Annotated in this window: 19 protein-coding genes; 10 read left to right on the forward strand and 9 right to left on the reverse strand. The window is 70.7% G+C overall.

Annotated features, from left to right (window positions below; all coding sequences use genetic code 11):
- Window positions 1-45 precede the first annotated feature (45 nt).
- The 7 genes from tolQ (at window position 46) to tilS (ending at window position 6,333) form a co-directional block, all read left to right on the forward strand.
- Window positions 46-753, forward strand: coding sequence for a protein TolQ (gene tolQ, locus ACK4YQ_RS01095; RefSeq protein WP_409607402.1), 708 nt, complete (start codon window positions 46-48; stop codon window positions 751-753).
- 3 nt (window positions 754-756) lie between these two features.
- Window positions 757-1,248, forward strand: a complete 492-nt coding sequence (locus tag ACK4YQ_RS01100) for an ExbD/TolR family protein (RefSeq protein ID WP_409607404.1) — start codon at window positions 757-759, stop codon at window positions 1,246-1,248.
- Window positions 1,249-1,266: 18 nt separating this feature from the next.
- Window positions 1,267-2,064 carry an energy transducer TonB gene (locus ACK4YQ_RS01105; protein ID WP_409607406.1) on the forward strand — a complete coding sequence of 266 codons (798 nt, stop codon included), beginning with the start codon at window positions 1,267-1,269 and terminating at the stop codon, window positions 2,062-2,064.
- Window positions 2,061-3,389, forward strand: a complete 1,329-nt coding sequence (tolB, locus tag ACK4YQ_RS01110; protein WP_409609493.1) for a Tol-Pal system beta propeller repeat protein TolB — start codon at window positions 2,061-2,063, stop codon at window positions 3,387-3,389. The genes ACK4YQ_RS01105 and tolB overlap by 4 nt, the downstream gene beginning before the upstream one ends.
- A gap of 129 nt (window positions 3,390-3,518) precedes the next feature.
- On the forward strand, window positions 3,519-4,073 hold the full coding sequence (gene pal, locus ACK4YQ_RS01115; protein WP_409607408.1) for a peptidoglycan-associated lipoprotein Pal: 555 nt from the start codon (window positions 3,519-3,521) through the stop codon (window positions 4,071-4,073).
- Between the two features lie 146 nt (window positions 4,074-4,219).
- Complete coding sequence (ybgF, locus tag ACK4YQ_RS01120) at window positions 4,220-5,059, forward strand: tol-pal system protein YbgF (protein WP_409607410.1); 840 nt, start codon at window positions 4,220-4,222, stop codon at window positions 5,057-5,059.
- The gene (gene tilS / locus ACK4YQ_RS01125) at window positions 5,050-6,333 is read left to right on the forward strand and encodes a tRNA lysidine(34) synthetase TilS (RefSeq protein WP_409607412.1); all 1,284 of its coding nucleotides are present in this window, start codon (window positions 5,050-5,052) and stop codon (window positions 6,331-6,333) included. The genes ybgF and tilS overlap by 10 nt, the downstream gene beginning before the upstream one ends.
- Before the next feature lie 4 nt (window positions 6,334-6,337).
- Here the strand turns inward: tilS and ACK4YQ_RS01130 are convergent, their stop codons facing one another.
- The 8 genes from ACK4YQ_RS01130 to ACK4YQ_RS01165 all read right to left on the reverse strand — a co-directional run bounded on the left by ACK4YQ_RS01130 (window position 6,338) and on the right by ACK4YQ_RS01165 (window position 12,788).
- Window positions 6,338-7,210: an alpha/beta fold hydrolase gene (locus ACK4YQ_RS01130; RefSeq protein WP_409607414.1), complete on the reverse strand. Its 873-nt coding sequence runs from the start codon at window positions 7,208-7,210 to the stop codon at window positions 6,338-6,340.
- Between the two features lie 57 nt (window positions 7,211-7,267).
- A complete protein-coding gene (locus ACK4YQ_RS01135) occupies window positions 7,268-7,756 on the reverse strand; it encodes a hypothetical protein (protein WP_409607416.1) in 489 nt (162 codons plus the stop codon).
- A gap of 164 nt (window positions 7,757-7,920) precedes the next feature.
- On the reverse strand, window positions 7,921-9,339 hold the full coding sequence (locus ACK4YQ_RS01140) for an NAD(P)(+) transhydrogenase (Re/Si-specific) subunit beta (RefSeq protein ID WP_409607418.1): 1,419 nt from the start codon (window positions 9,337-9,339) through the stop codon (window positions 7,921-7,923).
- A gap of 21 nt (window positions 9,340-9,360) precedes the next feature.
- On the reverse strand, window positions 9,361-9,678 hold the full coding sequence (locus tag ACK4YQ_RS01145) for a proton-translocating transhydrogenase family protein (RefSeq protein ID WP_409607420.1): 318 nt from the start codon (window positions 9,676-9,678) through the stop codon (window positions 9,361-9,363).
- A 17-nt stretch (window positions 9,679-9,695) separates the two neighbouring features.
- Window positions 9,696-10,829, reverse strand: a complete 1,134-nt coding sequence (locus ACK4YQ_RS01150; RefSeq protein WP_409607422.1) for a Re/Si-specific NAD(P)(+) transhydrogenase subunit alpha — start codon at window positions 10,827-10,829, stop codon at window positions 9,696-9,698.
- Between the two features lie 150 nt (window positions 10,830-10,979).
- Window positions 10,980-11,219, reverse strand: coding sequence for an aa3-type cytochrome c oxidase subunit IV (locus ACK4YQ_RS01155; RefSeq protein WP_409607424.1), 240 nt, complete (start codon window positions 11,217-11,219; stop codon window positions 10,980-10,982).
- A 56-nt stretch (window positions 11,220-11,275) separates the two neighbouring features.
- Window positions 11,276-12,319: an alpha/beta fold hydrolase gene (locus tag ACK4YQ_RS01160; protein ID WP_409607426.1), complete on the reverse strand. Its 1,044-nt coding sequence runs from the start codon at window positions 12,317-12,319 to the stop codon at window positions 11,276-11,278.
- A gap of 1 nt (window position 12,320) precedes the next feature.
- The gene (locus ACK4YQ_RS01165; RefSeq protein ID WP_409607428.1) at window positions 12,321-12,788 is read right to left on the reverse strand and encodes a PaaI family thioesterase; all 468 of its coding nucleotides are present in this window, start codon (window positions 12,786-12,788) and stop codon (window positions 12,321-12,323) included.
- 101 nt (window positions 12,789-12,889) lie between these two features.
- Between ACK4YQ_RS01165 and ACK4YQ_RS01170 the strand changes: the two genes are divergently transcribed.
- From ACK4YQ_RS01170 to ACK4YQ_RS01180, 3 genes are all read left to right on the forward strand, one after another.
- On the forward strand, window positions 12,890-13,312 hold the full coding sequence (locus ACK4YQ_RS01170) for a hypothetical protein (protein WP_409607430.1): 423 nt from the start codon (window positions 12,890-12,892) through the stop codon (window positions 13,310-13,312).
- A gap of 63 nt (window positions 13,313-13,375) precedes the next feature.
- Window positions 13,376-15,661 carry a TonB-dependent receptor gene (locus ACK4YQ_RS01175; protein WP_409607432.1) on the forward strand — a complete coding sequence of 762 codons (2,286 nt, stop codon included), beginning with the start codon at window positions 13,376-13,378 and terminating at the stop codon, window positions 15,659-15,661.
- 4 nt (window positions 15,662-15,665) lie between these two features.
- Window positions 15,666-17,039 (forward strand): PepSY-associated TM helix domain-containing protein, encoded by a 1,374-nt coding sequence (locus ACK4YQ_RS01180; protein ID WP_409607434.1) that lies wholly within the window; start codon window positions 15,666-15,668, stop codon window positions 17,037-17,039.
- Window positions 17,040-17,162: 123 nt separating this feature from the next.
- On the opposite strand, the gene ACK4YQ_RS01185 is transcribed toward ACK4YQ_RS01180, so the two are convergent.
- A complete protein-coding gene (locus ACK4YQ_RS01185; RefSeq protein ID WP_409607436.1) occupies window positions 17,163-18,953 on the reverse strand; it encodes a M3 family oligoendopeptidase in 1,791 nt (596 codons plus the stop codon).
- Between the last annotated feature and the right edge of the window lie 23 nt (window positions 18,954-18,976).

The following is an 18,976-nucleotide window of genomic DNA, read 5'->3' on the forward strand; positions in this document are numbered from 1 at the left end:
TTCAAACGGCCAGTTCGTCGCCGCAAATTCGGGAGCCCCGGAAGCATGGACCCCTCCACGCCTCTGACGCCAGAGAGCTTTTCGTTCATCGCGCTGTTCCTGCGCGCCGGCTGGGTGGTCAAGGCGGTGATGATCGGCCTGGGCCTGGCCTCGCTGGCGTCCTGGGCGGTCATTCTGGACAAGGGCGTTCGCTTCACCCGGCTGAATCGCGAGGCCGACGCGTTCGAGGACAAGGTGTCGTCCGGCCGTCCGCTGGAGGAGATCGCCCAGGAGGCCGGCGAGCGGCCGACCCACGCCCTGCCACGGATGCTGCAGGCCGCCCTGAAGGAATGGCGCGACGCCCGCGCCAAGGGCCTGACCAGCGAAAGCCAGACGGTGTTCCTGACCCAGCGGATCGACCGGGTGCTCGACACCATGATCGCCCGCGAGTCCGGCCGCGCCGAGGAAGGTCTCGGCACGCTTGCGATCGTCGCCACGGCCTCGCCGTTCGTCGGGCTGTTCGGCACGGTCTGGGGCATCATGCACGCCTTCCAGGCCATCGCCCTGCAGAAGAACACCAACCTGGCCATCGTGGCGCCGTCCATCGCCGAGGCGCTGTTCGCCACCGCCATCGGCCTGATTGCGGCCATTCCGGCCTACATCGCCTACAACAAGTTCTCGACCGACGCCGGCAAGTACGCCGCGCGCCTGGAGGGCTTCGCCGACGACCTGTCCACCGCCATCCAGCGGCGGCTGGCCGACCGGGCGGGCTAGGCCATGGCGCTTTCCACCCATGACGCATTCGCGGCCGGCGGCGGCGGCCGGCGGGGACGACGGCGCCGGGGCCGCCGCGGCGCCCTGAGCGAAATCAACGTCACGCCGCTGGTCGACGTGATGCTGGTGCTGCTGATCATCTTCATGATCTCGGCCCCGCTGCTGACCGCCGGCGTTCCGCTGGAGCTGCCCAAGACCGAGGCCGCCGCGATCCAAGACCAGAACGAGCCTCTCACCGTCTCGGTGCGGGCCGACGGCGCCATCTTCATCCAGGACGCCGAGGTGGCGTTCGAGGAGCTGTCGCCGCGGCTGACCGCCATGGCCGGCCAAGGCCTGACCAAGCCGATCTACGTGCGCGCGGACGGCCGCGCGTCCTACGAGACGGTCGCCCGGGTGATGGCCTCGCTCTCCACCTCCGGCTTCTCCTCGATCAACCTGATCACCGACACCGGCGGGCCTTCCTCCGGCGGCGTCCAGCGCCCGGAGGCGCCTTAGCGCGTGACGGCCCGGCCCATGAGCGCGCGGATATTCTCCCCGGCGACGGCCGCCTCGGCGCTGCTGCACATCCTGGTGCTGGTCGCCATGCTGGTTTCCTGGCCCTGGGCCAAGGAGATCCGCATCGGCGCGGCCGTGCCGGTGAACATCGTGGCCAACGCGCCGGCCACAAACCTGCGCCCCGCCGTGGAGGCGCCGGAAGCCCAGACCGCCCAGACTGAAGTGCCTGCGCTCGACGCGCCGGAGGAGACGGTGACGCCCCAGCCGGAGCCGAGCCCGGCGCCGCCGACCGCCGCCGCCCCGCCGCCGCCCGCCCCGGCCCCCAAGGCCGCGCGGCCTGCGCCGACCGCCAAGTCCAAGCCCGCCGAGAAGCCCTCGGACATGGATTTCGACGCCCTGCTCGCCAGCATCAACAAGTCCGGAAAGACCTCGGGGGCCGAACGGGCGCGGGCCGAGAAGGGCCGCTCGCGCGCCGAGACCGCGCCCCAGGGCAGGCCGGACCTGGGATCGGGCCTCTCGGCCAGCGCCCTGGCGGGTCTCGCCGACGAGCTGCAGCGCCGCTGGAACCCCAACTGCGAGGTCGAGGGCGGCCAGGACGTTCAGATCCGAACGACCTTCACCCTGGGGCCCACGGGTCAGGTGATCGGCGAGGTGCGCTCGGAGATCCGCGCCGGCGGCGCCGGCGGCGTGGCCCAGGCGGCCGCTGAGCGCGCCACCCGCGCCGTCTACGCCGCCGCCCCGTTCCGCAACCTGCCCCGGGAGCTCTACGGACAGAGGATTGCGGTGAACTTCAACGCGCGCGAAGCGTGTTCCTGAGGCAAGAGGAGATGCGACCCATGCGCCTTACGACCTTTGTGGCCGCGCTCGCCGCGGTGTTCGCCGCGGCCTCCGGCCTCGCCGTCGCGCCGCCCGCCCGGGCGGAGATCGTGGTCGACGTCAACCGCGGCGACGTCCAGCCCCTGCCGATCGCCATTCCCATGTTCCAGGGCGAACAGGGGGCCGAGATCTCGAAGGTGATCGCCAACAACCTGGAGCGGTCCGGCCTGTTCCGGCCGATCGACCCGAACGCCTTTATCGAGCGCGACCTCAGCGTCAACGTCCAGCCGCGGTTCCCCGACTGGAAGGCGATCAACGCCCAGGCCCTGGTCAACGGTCAGGTCACGGTCGAGCCCGGCGGCCGGCTGCGGGTGGACTTTCGCCTGTGGGACGTCTTTTCCGAGCAGCAGCTCCTCGGGCTGCAGTTCACCTCCACTCCCGACAACTGGCGGCGGGTGGCGCACAAGATCTCGGACGCGGTCTATGAGCGGCTGACGGGCGAGAAGGGCTATTTTGACACCCGCATCGTCTTCGTCGCCGAGAGCGGCGGGCGGGTGAACCGCGTCAAACGTCTGGCCATCATGGACCAGGACGGCGCCAACCCGTCCTACTTGACCGACGGCTCCTACATCGTCATGACGCCGCGCTTCTCCTCGACCAGCCAGGAGATCACCTACATGGCGCTGCGGCCGGAGGGCTCGTCGGTCTACCTGTTCAACCTGGAGTCCGGCCGCCGCGAGAGCCTCGGCGACTTCAAGGGCATGGTCTATGCGCCCCGCTTCTCGCCGGACGGGGGCAAGGTGGTCTTCTCGGTCGAGCGCGGCGGCAACAGCGACATCTATGTGATGGACCTGCGCGACCACCGCACCACGCGGCTGACGGCCGACCCGTCCATCGACACCTCCGCGTCCTTCTCGCCCGACGGGCGGCAGATCGCCTTCAACTCCGACCGCGGCGGCAGCCCGCAGATCTATGTGATGAACGCCGACGGTTCGAACGTGCGGCGCGTCTCCTTCGGGTCGGGCCGCTACACGACGCCGGTCTGGAGCCCGCGGGGCGACTTCATCGCCTTCACCAAGCAGACCGGCGGCCAGTTCCACATCGGGGTGATGCGCGCCGACGGCACGTCCGAACGCATCCTGACCACCAGCTACCTGGACGAGGGTCCCACCTGGGCGCCCAACGGCAGAGTTTTGATGTTCTCCCGAGAAACGCCCGGTGGAGCTCCGCGTTTGTGGAGTGTTGACGTTACCGGCCGTATTGAACGCCCGGCCCCCTACCCCGGCTCGGGCTCCGACCCAGCGTGGTCGCCGCTGCTGGATTGACAGTCTTGTGAGGTCAAACCTTCGCCGCAAAAGGGCCCGAGGAATGTTCGCGGGCTCGGGGGTCAGGTAGAATTGGAATAAATCGCCGTTCGCGGCGCATGTGTTAACTTTAAATGAGGAGAGGCCCGCGTGCCGACCACGAGCTTCAATACCAGCCGCGCCGTCCGACTGGCGCTCATCGCCGCCGCCGCGACCTCGCTCGCGGCCTGCCAGCGTCCGAAGCCGGAGCCCGTCGCGCCGACCCCGCCGCCGCCTGCGGCCACGCCGGCGCCTGAGACGCCGCCGCCGGCGCCGCCGGTCGCCCAGGGTCCCCTGCCCGGCACCGAACAGGACTTCGTCATCAACGTCGGCGACCGCGTCTACTTCGACCTCGACAGCTATTCGGTGCGCGACGACGCCGCGCCGGTGCTGGACGCCCAAGCCGCCTGGCTCAACAGGTATCCGAGCGTGATGGTCCGCATCGAAGGCAACGCCGACGAACGCGGCACCCGCGAATACAACCTCGGCCTGGGCTCGCGCCGGGCCAACGCCGTTCGCGACTACCTGGTGAACCGCGGCGTCGCCTCCTCGCGGATCTCCACCGTGTCCTACGGCAAGGAACGTCCGATCGACCCGGGCACGACCGAAGACGCCTACCAGCGCAACCGGAACGCCCACACGGCGATCGTCAGCGGCGCGCGCTGAGCCGCCTCGGACGCCACGATGCAGAGGGGGCCGCTTGCGGTCCCCTCTTTTCGTTTGAACCGCCTTCAACTTCGGGCCGATCGGGCCTAAGCCCCAATTTCGCCGCCAGCCGCAGCCTCACTTCGCCCGTGAAGATGACCACCGCCATGACGCTCCGCCGCCTTTTCGCTCCCGCCGCCGCCTTCGTCCTGATCCTGGCCGCCGCGCCGTCGATCGCGCAGACGCCGATGGACGATCCGCTCGACGCCCGCGACGCCCGCCGCCTGGACCGCATGGAAAAGGTCGTGCGCGAGCTGCGCTCGATCGTCTACCAGGGCCGCGACAGCGGAAAGCCGGTGGTGGTGCAGCCGGCCGAGACCGACTTCCAGATCCAGGAGCTGACCCGGCGCGTCAACGACCTCGAACAGACGCTCACCCGCGTGAACGGCCAGCTCGAGACCACCACCTACGAGCTCTCGCAGGCGCGCCGCGCCCTGGAGTCCTCGCAGGCCGAGGTCAAGGCCATGGGCGACCGGCTGACGGCGATGGAACGCAGCCTTGCGCCCGTCGAGACCGACGCCGGATCCAGTGACGAGAGCGCCGCCGCCGGCGTCTCCCTGCCGCCGCCGGCCGAAGCCTTCGCCGAGGCGCGCCAGGCGATGCTGAACGGCGACTACGACGGGGCCGAGCGCCAGTGGCAGGCCTTCGTCGAGAGCTACGACGACGACGCCAAGGCGCCCGAGGCCCGCTACTGGTACGGCAAGACCCTGTCCGCGCGCGGCGTGCACGCCGACGCGGCGACAGCGTATATCGGCGCGATCCGCGGCTGGCCGAAGACGAGCTGGGCGCCCGACGCCACGGTCGAGCTGGCCCGCGAGCTGATCGCGCTCAGGAAGAACGCCGAGGCTTGCCAGGCCCTGAGCGAGCTTGCAAAGCGCTATCCCTCGGCGCCGGCGGCGGTGAAATCCCGCGCCGCTTCGGCCCGCACCCAGGCCAAGTGCGCCTGAGCCCACCGCTCGACGGCCTGGCTGGCCGCGTCGCTGAGCGGCTCGACCGCCGGCTGAACCCCGAGTCCGCAGCGCCCCTGGCGATCGCCTTTTCCGGCGGCGGCGACTCCCTGGCGCTGCTGCTGGCGGCCGACGCCTGGGCGCGGGCGCACGGCCGCGACCTTCAGGTCCTGCACGTCGATCACCGGCTGCAGCCGCAGAGCCGGGACTGGGCCGCCTGGTGCGCGCAGGTGGCCGCGAGCCTTGGCCGCCCCTTCACGGTCCTGGCCTGGACGGGGGCGAAGCCCGAGCGCGGGTTGCCGGCCGCGGCCCGCGCGGCCCGTCACCGCCTACTGGCCGAAGCCGCGCGGGCCTCCGGCGCGAGGGTGATCCTTCTGGGCCACACGGCCGACGACGTCTCCGAGGCCGCCGCCATGCGCGAGGCCGGCTCGACGACGCCAGCCCCCCGCGAATGGGCGCCTTCGCCCGCCTGGCCGCAGGGGCGCGGGGTGTTCCTCCTGCGTCCGATGCTGGCCTTGGGCCGAGGCGAGATCCGCGAGGCCCTCGCCGCCGACGACCGCACCTGGGTCGAGGATCCAGCCAACGCCAACCAGGCCTACGCCCGGGCCCGGGCCCGGGCACAGGCCCGGGGGGCCGGCGCCGTCGCGCGCACGCCCCCGGAGAAGTCCGAGGCGCGAGCCGAACTCGCCAGGCTGGCGGAAGGCGTCGACGCCGCGCCCTGGGGCGGCCTTTCCATCGCCCGAGAACGCCTGCGGCAGGCCTCGCCGCCGGCCGCCCGGGCCCTCGTCGGCGCCGCCTGCCTTTGCGCCGCCGGAGAAAGCCGCCCGCCGCGGACCGATCGCCTGGAGCGGCTGCTCGATCTGCTCCGCGGGACCGAACCGCTCGTCGCGACCCTCGCCGGCGCCCGCATCGAGGCGGACGGGCGGATGGTCCGCTTCCTGCGCGAACCGGGGGAACTGAAGCGGACCGGCCTGTCGGCCCAGGCGCTCCCGCCCAACGCGCCGATCGTCTGGGACGGCCGCTTCGAACTGCGGGCCGATCAGCCGGGGCTCGTCGTACGCCCCCTCGCGGGCCACGCGGCCCGGCTTGCGCCGAGCCTTAGGCGCGCCCTCGCCGCAACGCCGGCCCACGCCCGGGGGGGCCTGCCGCTCGTCTTCGGCGATCCGCCCGGACCGGCTTGCCCGCTGCTGGAGCCGGTCGCCGGCCTCGCCGTGCAAACGCTGGCGGGCGGTCGGCTGGCGGCCGCCTGCGGCCGGATCTTGCGCGAGCCTTAGGGCCTCAGAGCCCGGCGGCCTCGAGCACGTGCACAACGCCGCGCACCACCGGATCGGCGAAGCGCTCGCCCAGCAGGCTCGCATGGTTGGCGCCGGGCACGTGCTCCACATAGCCGTGCTCCGAGGCGCGGGCGGCGGCGGTCTGGGCCGCCTTCAGCCGCGGCGCGCGCCCTTCCGGCCCGGCGGTGATCACGGCCACCGGCAGGGTCGGCGCCAGGGGCGCGGCGCGGGCGAGTTCGGAAGTCGCCGGCCACTGCTCCACCTCCTCGGCCGCGCCGCGGGCATGGGCGGCGTTGGCGTAGATCCGCCGCTTCTCCACCGCCGCCTCGCCGACGAGGCCGATGAGGTTGCCCGTCACCTGCGCCACCGGCCGCATCAGGCCGGCGCGCGCGCCCAAGCCCACCAGGCGCATGCCGCTCCAGAACAGCGAGACCGCCTGGGGTGCAAAACGCAGGTCCATGGCCTCCGGCGTGACGGCGTCGACCAGCACGAGGCCGACGACCCGCGCCGGCTGGGCGTGGGCGAACAGGCGCACCATCAGCCCGCCCATGGAGTGGCCGACGAGCACCAGGGGCCCGGTCTCGCCCGCATGGGCCAGCATGGCCTCGGCGTCGGCGACGATGGCGCGGCCGTCGCGGGGGGCGGGGCCAGGATCGGACAGGCCCAGGCCGGCGCGGTCGTAGGCCAGGCTGTGCAGGCCGAGCGCCGCGAGCCGGGCCTGCACGCTCGCCCAGTCGGCGGCGCAGCCGAAGGCGCCGTGCTCGCAAAGGACGGTCGGCCGGGCGCTCGGCGCGCCGGCGCGCACGACGCGGAGTCGCCGGCCGCCGATATCGATCAGTTCCCCGCGGACGGGATGAAAGCGCTGGGCGCCAGACATGGGCCCAGCCTCGCCAATCCGCCGCGACGGCGCAATGCCGTCGCGGCCGCTCGGCGGCTATTTCCAGACCGCCGTCACCGGCGCGTCAGGCTCGCCGAAGTCGATCTGCACCTGGGTGATCGCCTTGGCCCCTTCCGGGACCTTGAACGAAGCGCGGGTCGTCGAGGGTTTGATGTCCTGCAGGGGCCCGCCGTCGAAGGCGAGCCGCACGGCGCGCACGCCCTGGTCCGGATTGGTCAGCCATTCCGGCTTCTTGGCCGCATCCCCGCTCTCTTCGGCGATCTGGAAGAAGCGCTTGGTCTGGCTGAGGCCGGCGTACCAGCTGACGAACAGCTCGCCGCCGCTGACCCGCCAGCTAGGCGTCAGGGTGACGTTGGCCGAATAGCCGTCCTTGGACGCCACCTTCACCGTCTGCGGCGGCAACACGCCGTTGGCGTGCTCCGCCGTGGCCAGGGCGAAGGCCGCCGGCGCCTCTGGAGCCGCCGGCTCCGGTTCACTGCAACTGGAAATACCCAGCCCCGACAGGGCCAGAACTGACGCGAACACGGCTCCGCCTGCACTAAAACGCATTGACGCCTCCCCGATCGTTGTTCTGTGAACCATGGGCTCATGAACAGCAGGGGACAAGCGCGGCGGGAAAACGCTTGCCATAGAGGCGCTTGGCCGGCGGATGACCCGCCCGCGGGGGCGAATCAGGCCGCGAAGGGCGCCTAGAGCGCCTTAAGGATGCCCTCGACCATCTTCTTGGCGTCGCCGAACAGCATCATGGTGTTGTCCCGGAAGAACAGCTCGTTCTCCACGCCGGCGTAGCCCGAGCTCATGCCGCGCTTCACGAACAGCACGGTGCGGGCCTTCTCCACGTCGAGGATCGGCATGCCGAAGATCGGGCTCTGCGGATCGGTCTTGGCCGCCGGGTTGGTCACGTCGTTCGCGCCGATGACGAAGGCGACGTCGGCGGTGGAGAACTCGGAGTTGATGTCCTCCAGCTCGAACACCTCGTCGTAGGGCACGTTGGCCTCGGCCAGCAGCACGTTCATGTGTCCTGGCATGCGGCCGGCGACGGGGTGGATGGCGTACTTCACCTCCACGCCCTCTTCCTTCAGCTTGTCGGCCATTTCGCGCAGGGCGTGCTGGGCCTGGGACACGGCCATGCCGTAGCCGGGTACGATGATCACCTTGGAGGCGTTCTTCATGATGAAGGCCGCATCGTCGGCGCTGCCCTGCTTGACCGGACGGGTCTCGACCTTACCCCCCGCCGCCGCCGCGGAGTCGTCCGCGCCGAAGCCGCCGAGGATCACCGAGATGAAGGAGCGGTTCATCCCCTTGCACATGATGTAGGAGAGGATCGCGCCCGAGGAGCCGACGAGGGCGCCGGTGATGATCAGGGTGGTGTTCTCGAGCGTGAAGCCCAGCGCCGCGGCCGCCCAGCCCGAATAGCTGTTCAGCATCGACACCACGACCGGCATGTCCGCCCCGCCGATCGGGATGATCAGAGTCACCCCGATCAGGAGCGACAGGGCGAAGATGCCCCAGAACGCCCACAGGGCCGAGCCGCCGCTCGCCACGAGCACGACGATCAGGGCGACGATCGCCAGGGCGATGACGATGTTCAGGAGGTGGCGGGCCGGCAGGAGGATCGGCGCGCCGGACATGTTGCCGTTCAGCTTGGCGAAGGCGATCACCGAGCCGGTGAAGGTGATGGCCCCGATCGCGAGGCCCAGCGACAGCTCGATCAGCGAGTTCAGGTGCACATGCCCGTCGGCCCCGACGATGCCGTAGGCCGCCGGGGTGTGGATGGCGGCCACCGCCACCAGGCAGGCGGCCATGCCGACCAGGCTGTGGAAGGCGGCCACGAGCTGCGGCATGGAGGTCATGGCGACCCGGCGCGCGATCACCGCGCCGACGCCCCCGCCCACGGCGACGCCGCCGACGATCAGACCGAGCGTCAGGGCGTCCAGCGCCCCCTGACCCCAGAGGGTCAGCAGCACCGTGCCCACGGCGATGGCCATGCCGATCATGCCGTTGCGGTTGCCCGTGCGGCTGGTTTCCGGGCTCGAAAGCCCGCGCAGCGCCAGGATGAAGAGCACGCCCGAGATCAGGTAGGCGATGGCGGCGATATTGGCGTTCATGATGAGCCCCCGGACCCCGGCCTACTTCTGCTTCTTCTTGTACATGGCCAGCATCCGCTGGGTGACGAGGAACCCGCCGAAGATGTTGACGGCCGCAAAGGCTGCGGCGATCGCGCCCGCCCCCTTGGAGATCATCACGCTGCCGGTCATCGCCCCGTCCGGGCTGCGCGCGGCCACGGCCAGCAGGGCCCCGACGATGATCACCGAGGAGATCGCGTTGGTGACCGCCATCAGCGGCGTGTGCAGGGCCGGCGTGACGCTCCAGACCACGTAGTAGCCCACGAAGATCGCCAGCACGAAGATCGCAAGGCGGAAGACAGTGGGGTCGACGGCTTCCATTCTATCCTCCTGTGGGATCAGGCCTTGAGCGCGGGGTGGACGATCGCGCCGCCCTGGGTGACCAGCGCCGCCTTGAGGATCTCGTCCTCGAAGTCGGGCGCCAGGCCGCCCTCCTTGTCCAGCAACAGGCCGGCGAAGGCGAAGAGGTTGCGCGCATAGAGGGCCGAAGCGTCCGCGGCGATGCGGCCGGGCAGGTTCGGCGCGCCGAGGATCTTCACCCCGTTGGCCGTGACGGCGGTCTCGCCCAGCTTCACGCCCTCGACGTTTCCGCCCTGCTCGACGGCCAGATCGACGATCACCGAACCCGGCTTCATCGAGGCCACCTGGGCGGCGCTGACCAGCCGCGGCGCCGGCCGCCCCGGGATCAGGGCGGTGGTGATGACGATGTCCTGCTTGCCGATGTGCCCGGTGATCAGCTCGGCCTGCTTGGCCTGGTACTCGGCGCTCATCTCCTTGGCGTAACCGCCGGCGGTCTGGGCGTTCTTGAACTCCTCGTCCTCGACCGCGATGAACTTGGCGCCCAGGCTCTCGACCTGCTCCTTGGTGGCCGGACGCACGTCGGTGGCCGTGACCACCGCGCCCAGGCGGCGGGCGGTGGCGATGGCCTGCAGCCCGGCGACGCCGACGCCCATGACGAACACCTTGGCGGCGGCCACGGTGCCGGCGGCGGTCATCATCATCGGCAGGGCGCGGCCGTAGGCCTCGGCGGCCTCGATCACCGCGCGATAGCCGGCGAGGTTGGCCTGGGACGACAGCACGTCCATCACCTGGGCGCGGGTGATCCGCGGGATGAACTCCATGGCGAAGGCGCTCGCGCCCTTGACCGCCAGCGCCTCCAGGACGGCCTTGTCCTGGTAGGGGTTGAGGCTGGCCGCGACGATGGTTCCCGGCTTCAGGGCTGCGATCTCGGCCTCGGAGGGCGCGCGCACCTTGAACAGGATGTGGGCCTTGGCGAGGGCCGCGGCGGCCGAGGCGGCGATTTCGGCGCCGGCGGCGGCGTAGTCGGCGTCGGGATAGGAGGCGGAGGTCCCCGCGCCCGCCTCGATCACCACAGCAAAGCCCGCGCCGATCAGCTTCTTCACCGTCTCGGGGGTGGCGGCGACCCGCGTCTCACCCGAACGGCTTTCCTTGGTGACGGCGATGACGGCCATGCCGCAGGTCCCCCCTCATGCGCGGAGCCGCGACCTTACGGAAAGCCGCTGACTCCGTCCAGCGGCCGAACGCCGCTTTTCGAACGATTGTTTGAATCCTTGACGCGCAAAGGCGGACGCCCGCGACGTCCGCCTTCGAAGCTCAGGAAATCAGTGGGCCGCTTGCGGCTTTTCGCGCAGGACCAGCACGCCGATCACCGTCACGACCAGCGCCGCGACGAAGCCGGAGAGAAAACCCGCCGGCGTGCAGAACCACAGCACCAGAAGCGCCAGCAGGGCGACCAGCGACAGCGAGCCCCACTTGGTCATGGCCATGAACAGGTCGTAGGTGGCGTTCTGCTCCTGGATGTCCATTTCGCCGCGGACGTAGTCGGTAGCGTGGTCGGCCATGTCGCTCTCTAGGTGCTCAATGATGGGTTGGGCGATACACGAGACCGCGCGCGCGCTCAAGCCGGCCAGACTGCGAGCAATGCGCGCAGGGCCGCCACCAGCGCCAGGGGCTGGTCCACCATCACGTGGTGCGCCGAGTCCGGAATGGCGATCTCCAGGATGTCGTCCGGGAACGGCGAGGGGAACTGGCCTTCGGCGCGACGGGTGATGATCACCGAGCGGTCGCCGTAGATGTGCGCCAGCGGGACCTTCACCTCCGGGCGGCCGCCCTGGGCGATTTCGTTCATGGCCGAACGATCGAGCTTGTTCCACATGTTGGGATCGAACCGCCAGGTCCAGCCCTCGCCCGAGCCGTCCTCCAGCGGCGCGCGCTTGAGCGAGCGGCGAGCGATGAAGTCGGCCACGAACAGGTTCCCCGCCGCCTGGGGCGGCATGAAGCGGAAGCGCGCCAGCGCCGCTTCCAGCGTGGGATAGACCCGGCTCGCCCGGTCGGCGGTCGGGATGTTGCGCACCTGCTCCATGCGCTTGGCCTCGGGCGAGTTCGGCGGCGGGCCGCCGAAGCCGGTGTCCACCAGAATCGCGGCGTGCATCCGCTCCGGGTGGCTGGCCGCGGCGAAGAACACCTGCGAGCCGCCGAAGGAGTGGCCGACGTAGATCGGCTTGCGCCCGCCCTCGTAGAGTCCCGCGGCCCGGGCGCAGGCCTCGGCGTCCTCGGCGAAGTCCTGGAAGGCGTAGCTCTCGCGCCACTCAGAGGCGCCCATGCCGGCCAGCGACATGGAGGCCACCCGGTAGTCCTGCGCCAGGTAGGGCGCGATGAAGCTCCACCAGTCCGCATGAGCCGAGTTGCCGTGCGCCAGCAGCAGGCCGGGCTTGCCCACCTCGCCCCAGGTCAGCATCTCGATCTTGCTGCCCAGTGAGTCGACGAAGCTGCGTTCGGGCTCCTGGGCGATGGCGTCCTTGAACCATTGCGGCGCCGGCGGTTCGGCCCCGGCGAAGGGCGCAAGCGGCGCCTGGACCTCCGGCGGCAGTTCGCCCGGCTCGGTATGGATCGGCCGGTCGTCGTAGGTCTCGACCGCGCCGGGCTTGTTGTCGTCCGCCATGCTACTCCCCCGCTTCCCGATAGCCCGCCTTGCGGACGATCGAGCGTATCCCCTTGTAGACTCCGGTCCCGGTCATCAGCGTGCGCTCGCCGCACCAGATGCGTCCGCGCACGGTGAACAGGTCGTCCTGCTCGGCTATGATCTCGCTGGACCCTTCCACCCAGTCGCCCATCTGGGCCCCGGAGAGGAAATCGGTGGTCAGGCGCACCGTCACCCAGCCGATCTCGCGCTTGTTGGAGATCACCCGCCCCCAGGCCATGTCCGCAAAGCTCATCAGCATGCCGCCGTGGCAGTTGTTCATGCCGTTGGCGTGGTGCTCCTCCACCCGGAAGGCCATGGTCTCGTTGTCGTCGGCGTCGCGCCGCGAATAGAACGGGCCGACGGTGCGACCGAAACCGCGCTGCCAAAGGTTGATCACGAAGCCGTCGGGCACGACGGCGGCCTGGACGGGAGTGAGGTCGTCGGACATGGGCCAAGCTGACTAACGGGCGTTTGAGAAATGGCAAGCCCGGATGGGCCGGCCCGTGCGCTGATGGACAAGGCGCCGCGGCAGGTCTATGCCGCCGCCCCATGGTGAGGGGCGCAGGTCACAGGGGCGAGCTGCGGCGCACGGGCCTTGTCCTGGTGGCGCTGGCGCTGTTCATGCGCGTTCTGATCCCCGCCGGCTACATGGCCTCGGCCAGCCCGGGCGGCCCGGCGCTCGTGATCTGTACGGGCGAAGGCCCGCTCCAGGTCTCGGTCGATCCCGCCCAGGCCGCGTTCGAGGCCTCGCTCGGCCATGACGGCAAGCCGGCCGGCCCCGAGCCCAAGAGCGACCACCCCTGCGCCTTCGCCGGCGCCGCCGCGCCGCTGACCGCGCCGAGCTTGGCCGAGGCGCCCGCGCCGCTCCCCGCCTACCCGGCCCCCGCGACCGTTCACGCGGTCCACCAGCGCCCGGGGCTCGGCCTTGCCGCCCCGCCCCCGCCGACCACCGGACCGCCCCGCCTGATCTGACCCGAGCCGCCCCCCGGCCGCCCCGCGCGCCGGGCACAGAACGCTTGTCAGATCGGACATCCAATGCACCGCAACGCCTGCGCCGGCGCCTCGCCGCGCGCCCTCGCCGCCGCGGCCCTGGCCGCCGCCGCCCTGCCCCTATGCGCCCACGCCGAGACCGCCGCCGACGCCGCCAGCGTCAGCGAGCTGATCGTCATCGGCCAGGGCGACAGGCCGATCACCGTCGAGCCCCGCGGCCTGTCGGCCTCGCTCGGCCAGACCGAGTTCGAGGCGATCAACGCCGTGAACGTCGAAGACCTGATGAAGTACGCGCCGAACTTCTTCGTGCGCAAACGCTACGCCGGCGACGACAACGCCGTGGTCGCCCTGCGCGGCGCCAATACGATCCAGAGCGCGCGCACCATCGTCATGGTAGACGGCTTCGTCGTGTCGAACTTCCTCGGCAACCGGTACGACTTCCCCCCCAAGTGGAACGTGGTCGGCCCGGCCGAGGTGCGCCAGTTCGACATCGTCTACGGCCCTTACTCGGCCCGTTACGGCGGCAATTCCATGGGCGGGGTGATTTCGGTCACCACCCGCGAGCCCGAGGGCAAGGAGGTCTACGCCCAGGCCCAGACCATGATCATGCCGTGGAGCGAATACGGCGTGGACGAAACCTTCCAGGGCTACAGCGCCGAGGGCGGAATCTCCTGGAGGCAGGACAAGGGTCCCTGGCGCCTGCGCGCCGGCTTCCGCCACTTCAACAACGTCGGCCAACCGATGAGCTACAGCCTGCTCACCGCCGCCACGGGGACCGGCACCGCCGTCACCGGCGCCTATGTCGACCCGCGCCTGGCGAGCCCTGTCTTCGCCGCGGCCTCGCCGACGCATGTGATCCAGGACCAGGCCCGTCTGCGCCTGGGCTATGAGTTCGACAACGGCTGGAGCGCCGAGGCCCTGGCCTTCGCCTGGGTGACCGACCAGGACGGGACCGACGCCAGAAGCTTCCTTAGGGATGCGGCCGGAAACACCGTCTACCAGGGCAAGGTCGTCTTCAACGGCAAGACCTACAACGCGACGGGCCTGACCCAGTCGCTCACGGAGCGGACCGAACACCTGACCGGCCTGAAGCTGGCCGGGCCGCTGACCGGCTGGGACCTCTCGGCGAACCTGTCGCGCTACTGGATCGCCGACCAGGACGCACGGACCTCGAAGGACTATCTGACCGGCGCGGCCAACGGGGCGGGAACCCGCACGCTGGCCGACGAGCCCGGCTGGGTGACGCTGGACCTGCTGGCCGAACGCTCCCTCGGCCGCCACCAGCTCGCCGTCGGCCTCAACGCCAACCGCTACGAGACGGCGCAGAACACCTTCTCGACCACGGCCTGGAAGGACGCCTCGGGCGCGGTCTTCTCGTCAGCCACCTTCGGCAAGACCAGCCTGTGGGGCGTGTTCGTCGAGGACGAGATCGACCTGGGCGGGACCTTCGTCCTGACCGCCGGCGCGCGCTTCGACAGCTGGCGGGCCTTCGACGGCGGCATCGGCAAGCTCTCGGGCGGGGCGGCCGTCTACGACGCCTATCCGGAGCGCGAGGACACCTCGTTCAGCCCCAAGCTCAGCCTGCAGGGAAAAGTCGCCCGCGACTGGGACGTGCAGCTTAGCCTGGGCGTGGCCAGGCGCTTTCCGACCGTCGGCGAGCTCTTCCAGGGCCGGATCGACGACGTGACCCGCGAGATCGACCCCCAGAGCTTCGATCCCAACCTCAAGCCGGAAAAGTCCAAGGACGCGAGCCTGGTCGTGCGGCGCGGCTTCGACGGGGTGAAGGTCACCGCCAGCCTGTTCTACCAGGACATCGAGGACGCCATCTTCAGCTTCAGCGGGCTCAACCAGTACGGCTCGGTCGTCTCCTCCTACAAGAACGTCGACGAGGTCCGGCAGTACGGCGCCGAACTGATCCTGGAGGCCACGGACGTCGGGATCGAGGGCCTGGACGTCGACGCCAACGTGGCCTGGATCGACGCCACGACCGCGAAGAACAGCGCCAACACGGCGGCCGAGGGGGTCATGTTCCCGCGCATCCCGCGCTGGCGCTCCAACGGCAATGTCCGATACCGCGTGAACGACCGGCTGAAGCTGTCGACCGGCTGGCGCTACGCCACGCGGCCCAACTCCGACCTCTTCGGCCTGGTGCGCGGCGACGCTTACGGCTTCCAGACCGAGTACTTCATCATCGACGCGCGGGCGTCCTGGAACCTGACGGAGACGACGCAGGTCGGCCTGGGCGTGGACAACCTCTTCGACAACCAGGCCTACGTCTCGCACCCGCTGCCGCAGCGGACCTTCGTCCTCGACCTGAAGACCCGGTGGTGAGGCGATGACCCAGGCGATTGACGCGTCCCGCGAAGCCGGCCGGCGGCGCTGGATCGACTATCGGGCGATCTGGCGCTGGCACTTCTACGCCGGCGTCGTCTGCATCCCCTTCATGATCGTGCTGGCGCTCACCGGCTCGATCTACCTGTTCAAACCGCAGGTCGAGGCCGTCATCGACCGGCCCTACGACCGCCTTGCGCTCCAGGGTCCGCCCGCGCCCCTGGAGGCCCAGGCCGCCGCAGCCGTGGCGGCCGTCCCCGGCGGCAGGCTCAAGACGATCGAGCTGCGCGCCGATCCGACGGACGCCGCCCGCATCATCGTGCGGGACGCCGAGGGTGCGGAGACCCGGGTCTATGTGCGGCCCGACGATTTGGCGGTCATCAAGACGGTGCGCGAGGACGAACGCTTCATGGAGGTGGCCAAGACCATCCACGGCGAACTCCTGATGGGCGAGCGCGGCTCGATCCTCGTCGAGCTGGCGGCCTGCTGGGGCATATTGATGGTGGTCACCGGCCTCTATCTGTGGTGGCCGCGCGGACGCTCGGGCCTGGCGGGCGTGGTCTTCCCGCGCCTGGGCCGGGGCTCGCGGCTGATGTGGCGCGACCTGCACGCCGTGACGGGGTTCTGGATCTCCGGCCTCGTGCTCTTCCTGCTGGTCACGGGCCTGCCCTGGGCGACCGTCTGGGGCGACGCCTTCAAGGAGGTCCGGCGGCTGACCGGCACGGCGGCGGTGCGCCAGGACTGGACCAACAGCCGGGCCGACGAGCACGCCGAACACCGCGCCGCCGCCCAGGCCGAGGACCACATGGCCCGGCACGGCCACTTGGACGCGGCGGGACCGCGCCTGAGCTACGACCGCATCGCCGCGAGCGTGCGCGCCATGGACCTGCCGCCGCCGGTGCTGGTGACGCCCCCTTCGGCGCGGACGCCCAACTGGGTCGTCAGCTCCGAAACGCAGGACCGGCCGCTGAGAGTGGAGCTGGAGCTCGACCCCGCCACGGGCGCGGTGGCGCGGCGCGAGTCCTTCGCCGACCGCCACATCATCGACCGTGTGGTGGGCGTCGCCATCGCCGCCCACGAGGGCCAGCTCTTCGGCCCGCTGAACCAGGCGCTGGGCGTGCTCGCCGCGCTGGGCCTGGTGACCCTGAGCGCCACGGCGGCCATGGTCTGGTGGCGGCGGCGTCCGGAAGGCGTCCTCGGCGCGCCCGAGCGCCTGGGCGACGGCCGCGTCTCCGCCGGCTGGATCGTGCTGGTGGTCGTCCTGGGGGTGCTCCTGCCGGTGCTGGGCGCGTCGCTGATCGCGATCGGCCTCCTGGAAACCCTGCTCCTGCGCCGGTTGCCCGGGGTGCGAACGTGGCTGGGGCTCGCGCCGTCCTAGAGCACGCCAGGGCTGAGTGGACTCCGGTTAGCCCGCCCGGCGCGCTCTAGGCTCCTGGTTTAGAGCCTGTTTGATCGGTTTGGATGGTTCCATCCAAACCGAACAGGCTCTAGGCGCGAGGCCTCAAACCAGGGTCTCGAACTCGTCCACCAGCCGCTCGATCTGGTGCATGCCGGCGGCCCAGAACGCCTTTTCCCGGGGATTGAGGCCGAAGGGCTTCAGCGCCTCGACGTAGGTTCGCGTGCCGCCGGCGGCCAAGAGGTCCTCGTAGAGCGGAGCGAAGCCGGCGGGGTCCTCCCGGCGCTTCTCCATCAGCCCGCGCACCAGGAGGTCGCCGAAGGCATAGGCGTAGACGTAGAACGGCGCGTGCACGAAGTGGCTGACATAGGCCCAGTAGTGCTCGTAGCCCGGGTTCAGCTTCACGGCGGGCCCCAGGCTCTCGGCCATGACCTCGCGCCACAGTCCGCCGATCTCGTCGGGCGCCAGCTCGCCGGCCCCGCGCGCGGCGTGGAAGCGGGTCTCGAACCGGTGGAACGCGATCTGGCGGACCACCGTGTTCAGGCCGTCCTCGATCTTGCCGGCCAGGAGACCGCGGCGCTCCTCCTTGGAGGCCTGGGCGAGCAGGCGCTCAAAGACCAGCCCCTCGCCGAAGATCGAGGCGGTCTCGGCGAGCGTGAGCGGCGTGTCGGCGAGCAGGGTGCCGAGTGGCGAGCACAGCGTCTGGTGGACCGCGTGGCCAAGCTCGTGGGCCAGGGTCAGCACGTCGCGCCGCTCGCCCATGTAGTTCATGAAGACGTACGGGTGGCGCTCGGCGGTCACCGGGTGGGAATAGGCGCCCGACTGCTTGCCGGCCCGCGGCCGCGCGTCGATCCAGGGCTGGGCGAAGAAGGTGCGCGCGGTGTCGGCGAAGCGCGGCGCCAGGGCCGCGAAGCTGTCCAGCACCATGCTGCGGGCCTCGTCCCAGCCGTAGGTGCGCGGCGGGGCGGTGTCCAAGGGTGCGTTGCGGTCCCAGTAGTTCAGGACCCTCAGGCCCATCGCCTTGGCCTTCAGCGCGTAATAGCGGTGGCTGACGGCCGGATAGGCCTCGACCACGGCGGTCTCCAGGGCGGCGACCGCGTCGGCGTCCACCTCGTTGGCCAGGTGGCGGGCGGCGGCGGGATCGGGATACTTGCGCCAGCGGTCCTCGACCTGCTTTTCGAAGGCCAGGGTGTTCAGGCACAGCGCCTGCACAGTGGCCTTCTCCTCCAGCGCCTGGGCCAGACCCTGGGCGGCCTGCTTGCGGCGGGCCGGCTCCGGATCGGACAGGCGGTTCAGCGCCTCGGGCAGGGTCAGGCGTTCGCGGCCGGCCCGCACGGCGAGCTTGGCCAGGGTCTCGTCGTAGAGCCGAACCCAGTTGGACACTGCGGGGCCGCGGTCCACCAGCATCCGCTCAAGGTCCGGGCTCAGCTCGTGCGGGCGGCCCAGGCGCACCCGGCGGATCCACGGCCGCCAGCGCCCGAGGGCGGGAAAGGCGGTGAAAGCGGCCTCGATCTTCTCGTCCTCGAGTTCGTTGATCTCCAGGGTGAAGAACAGGCTCTCGGCGGCGATCTGGGCCGAGCGTGCGCGAAGGTCGGCTTCGAACTTGGCCCAGGCCGGATCGTCCCGGGCGGTGGAGGCCGAAAGCGAGGCGAAGGCGCCCACGGCCCAGAGCCCGTTCGTGGCCTCTTCATAGAGACGAACGCCCTCGTCCAGCAGGGCGCCGAGGGTCACCGGGTCGTCGCCGGCCGCGACGAAGCGGCCCTTCATGGCGGCCAGCGCGTCGTTGGCCTGCTTGGCGGCGGCCAGATCGACCTCGATGCGCGGATCGTTGCGCCCGGCGTAGAGGTCGTCCAGGCGCCATTCGGGCAGGGTGTCGGGTTTGACAGGGGCGTTCATGCCCCAAGACTTAGTCCTTTCCC

The organism is Phenylobacterium sp. (assembly GCF_046291545.1).
Taxonomy (GTDB): domain Bacteria; phylum Pseudomonadota; class Alphaproteobacteria; order Caulobacterales; family Caulobacteraceae; genus Phenylobacterium.

What these genes read in the sequence shown, in the direction of transcription:
- tolQ (WP_409607402.1), top strand. Translation starts at nt 46, where the DNA reads ATGGACCCCTCCACGCCTCTGACGCCAGAGAGCTTTTCGTTCATCGCG.
- ACK4YQ_RS01100 (WP_409607404.1), top strand. Translation starts at nt 757, where the DNA reads ATGGCGCTTTCCACCCATGACGCATTCGCGGCCGGCGGCGGCGGCCGG.
- ACK4YQ_RS01105 (WP_409607406.1), top strand. Translation starts at nt 1,267, where the DNA reads ATGAGCGCGCGGATATTCTCCCCGGCGACGGCCGCCTCGGCGCTGCTG.
- ybgF (WP_409607410.1), top strand. Translation starts at nt 4,220, where the DNA reads ATGACGCTCCGCCGCCTTTTCGCTCCCGCCGCCGCCTTCGTCCTGATC.
- ACK4YQ_RS01130 (WP_409607414.1), bottom strand. Translation starts at nt 7,210, where the DNA reads ATGTCTGGCGCCCAGCGCTTTCATCCCGTCCGCGGGGAACTGATCGAT.
- ACK4YQ_RS01140 (WP_409607418.1), bottom strand. Translation starts at nt 9,339, where the DNA reads ATGAACGCCAATATCGCCGCCATCGCCTACCTGATCTCGGGCGTGCTC.
- ACK4YQ_RS01145 (WP_409607420.1), bottom strand. Translation starts at nt 9,678, where the DNA reads ATGGAAGCCGTCGACCCCACTGTCTTCCGCCTTGCGATCTTCGTGCTG.
- ACK4YQ_RS01150 (WP_409607422.1), bottom strand. Translation starts at nt 10,829, where the DNA reads ATGGCCGTCATCGCCGTCACCAAGGAAAGCCGTTCGGGTGAGACGCGG.
- ACK4YQ_RS01155 (WP_409607424.1), bottom strand. Translation starts at nt 11,219, where the DNA reads ATGGCCGACCACGCTACCGACTACGTCCGCGGCGAAATGGACATCCAG.
- ACK4YQ_RS01160 (WP_409607426.1), bottom strand. Translation starts at nt 12,319, where the DNA reads ATGGCGGACGACAACAAGCCCGGCGCGGTCGAGACCTACGACGACCGG.
- ACK4YQ_RS01165 (WP_409607428.1), bottom strand. Translation starts at nt 12,788, where the DNA reads ATGTCCGACGACCTCACTCCCGTCCAGGCCGCCGTCGTGCCCGACGGC.
- ACK4YQ_RS01170 (WP_409607430.1), top strand. Translation starts at nt 12,890, where the DNA reads ATGGTGAGGGGCGCAGGTCACAGGGGCGAGCTGCGGCGCACGGGCCTT.
- ACK4YQ_RS01175 (WP_409607432.1), top strand. Translation starts at nt 13,376, where the DNA reads ATGCACCGCAACGCCTGCGCCGGCGCCTCGCCGCGCGCCCTCGCCGCC.
- ACK4YQ_RS01180 (WP_409607434.1), top strand. Translation starts at nt 15,666, where the DNA reads ATGACCCAGGCGATTGACGCGTCCCGCGAAGCCGGCCGGCGGCGCTGG.
- ACK4YQ_RS01185 (WP_409607436.1), bottom strand. Translation starts at nt 18,953, where the DNA reads ATGAACGCCCCTGTCAAACCCGACACCCTGCCCGAATGGCGCCTGGAC.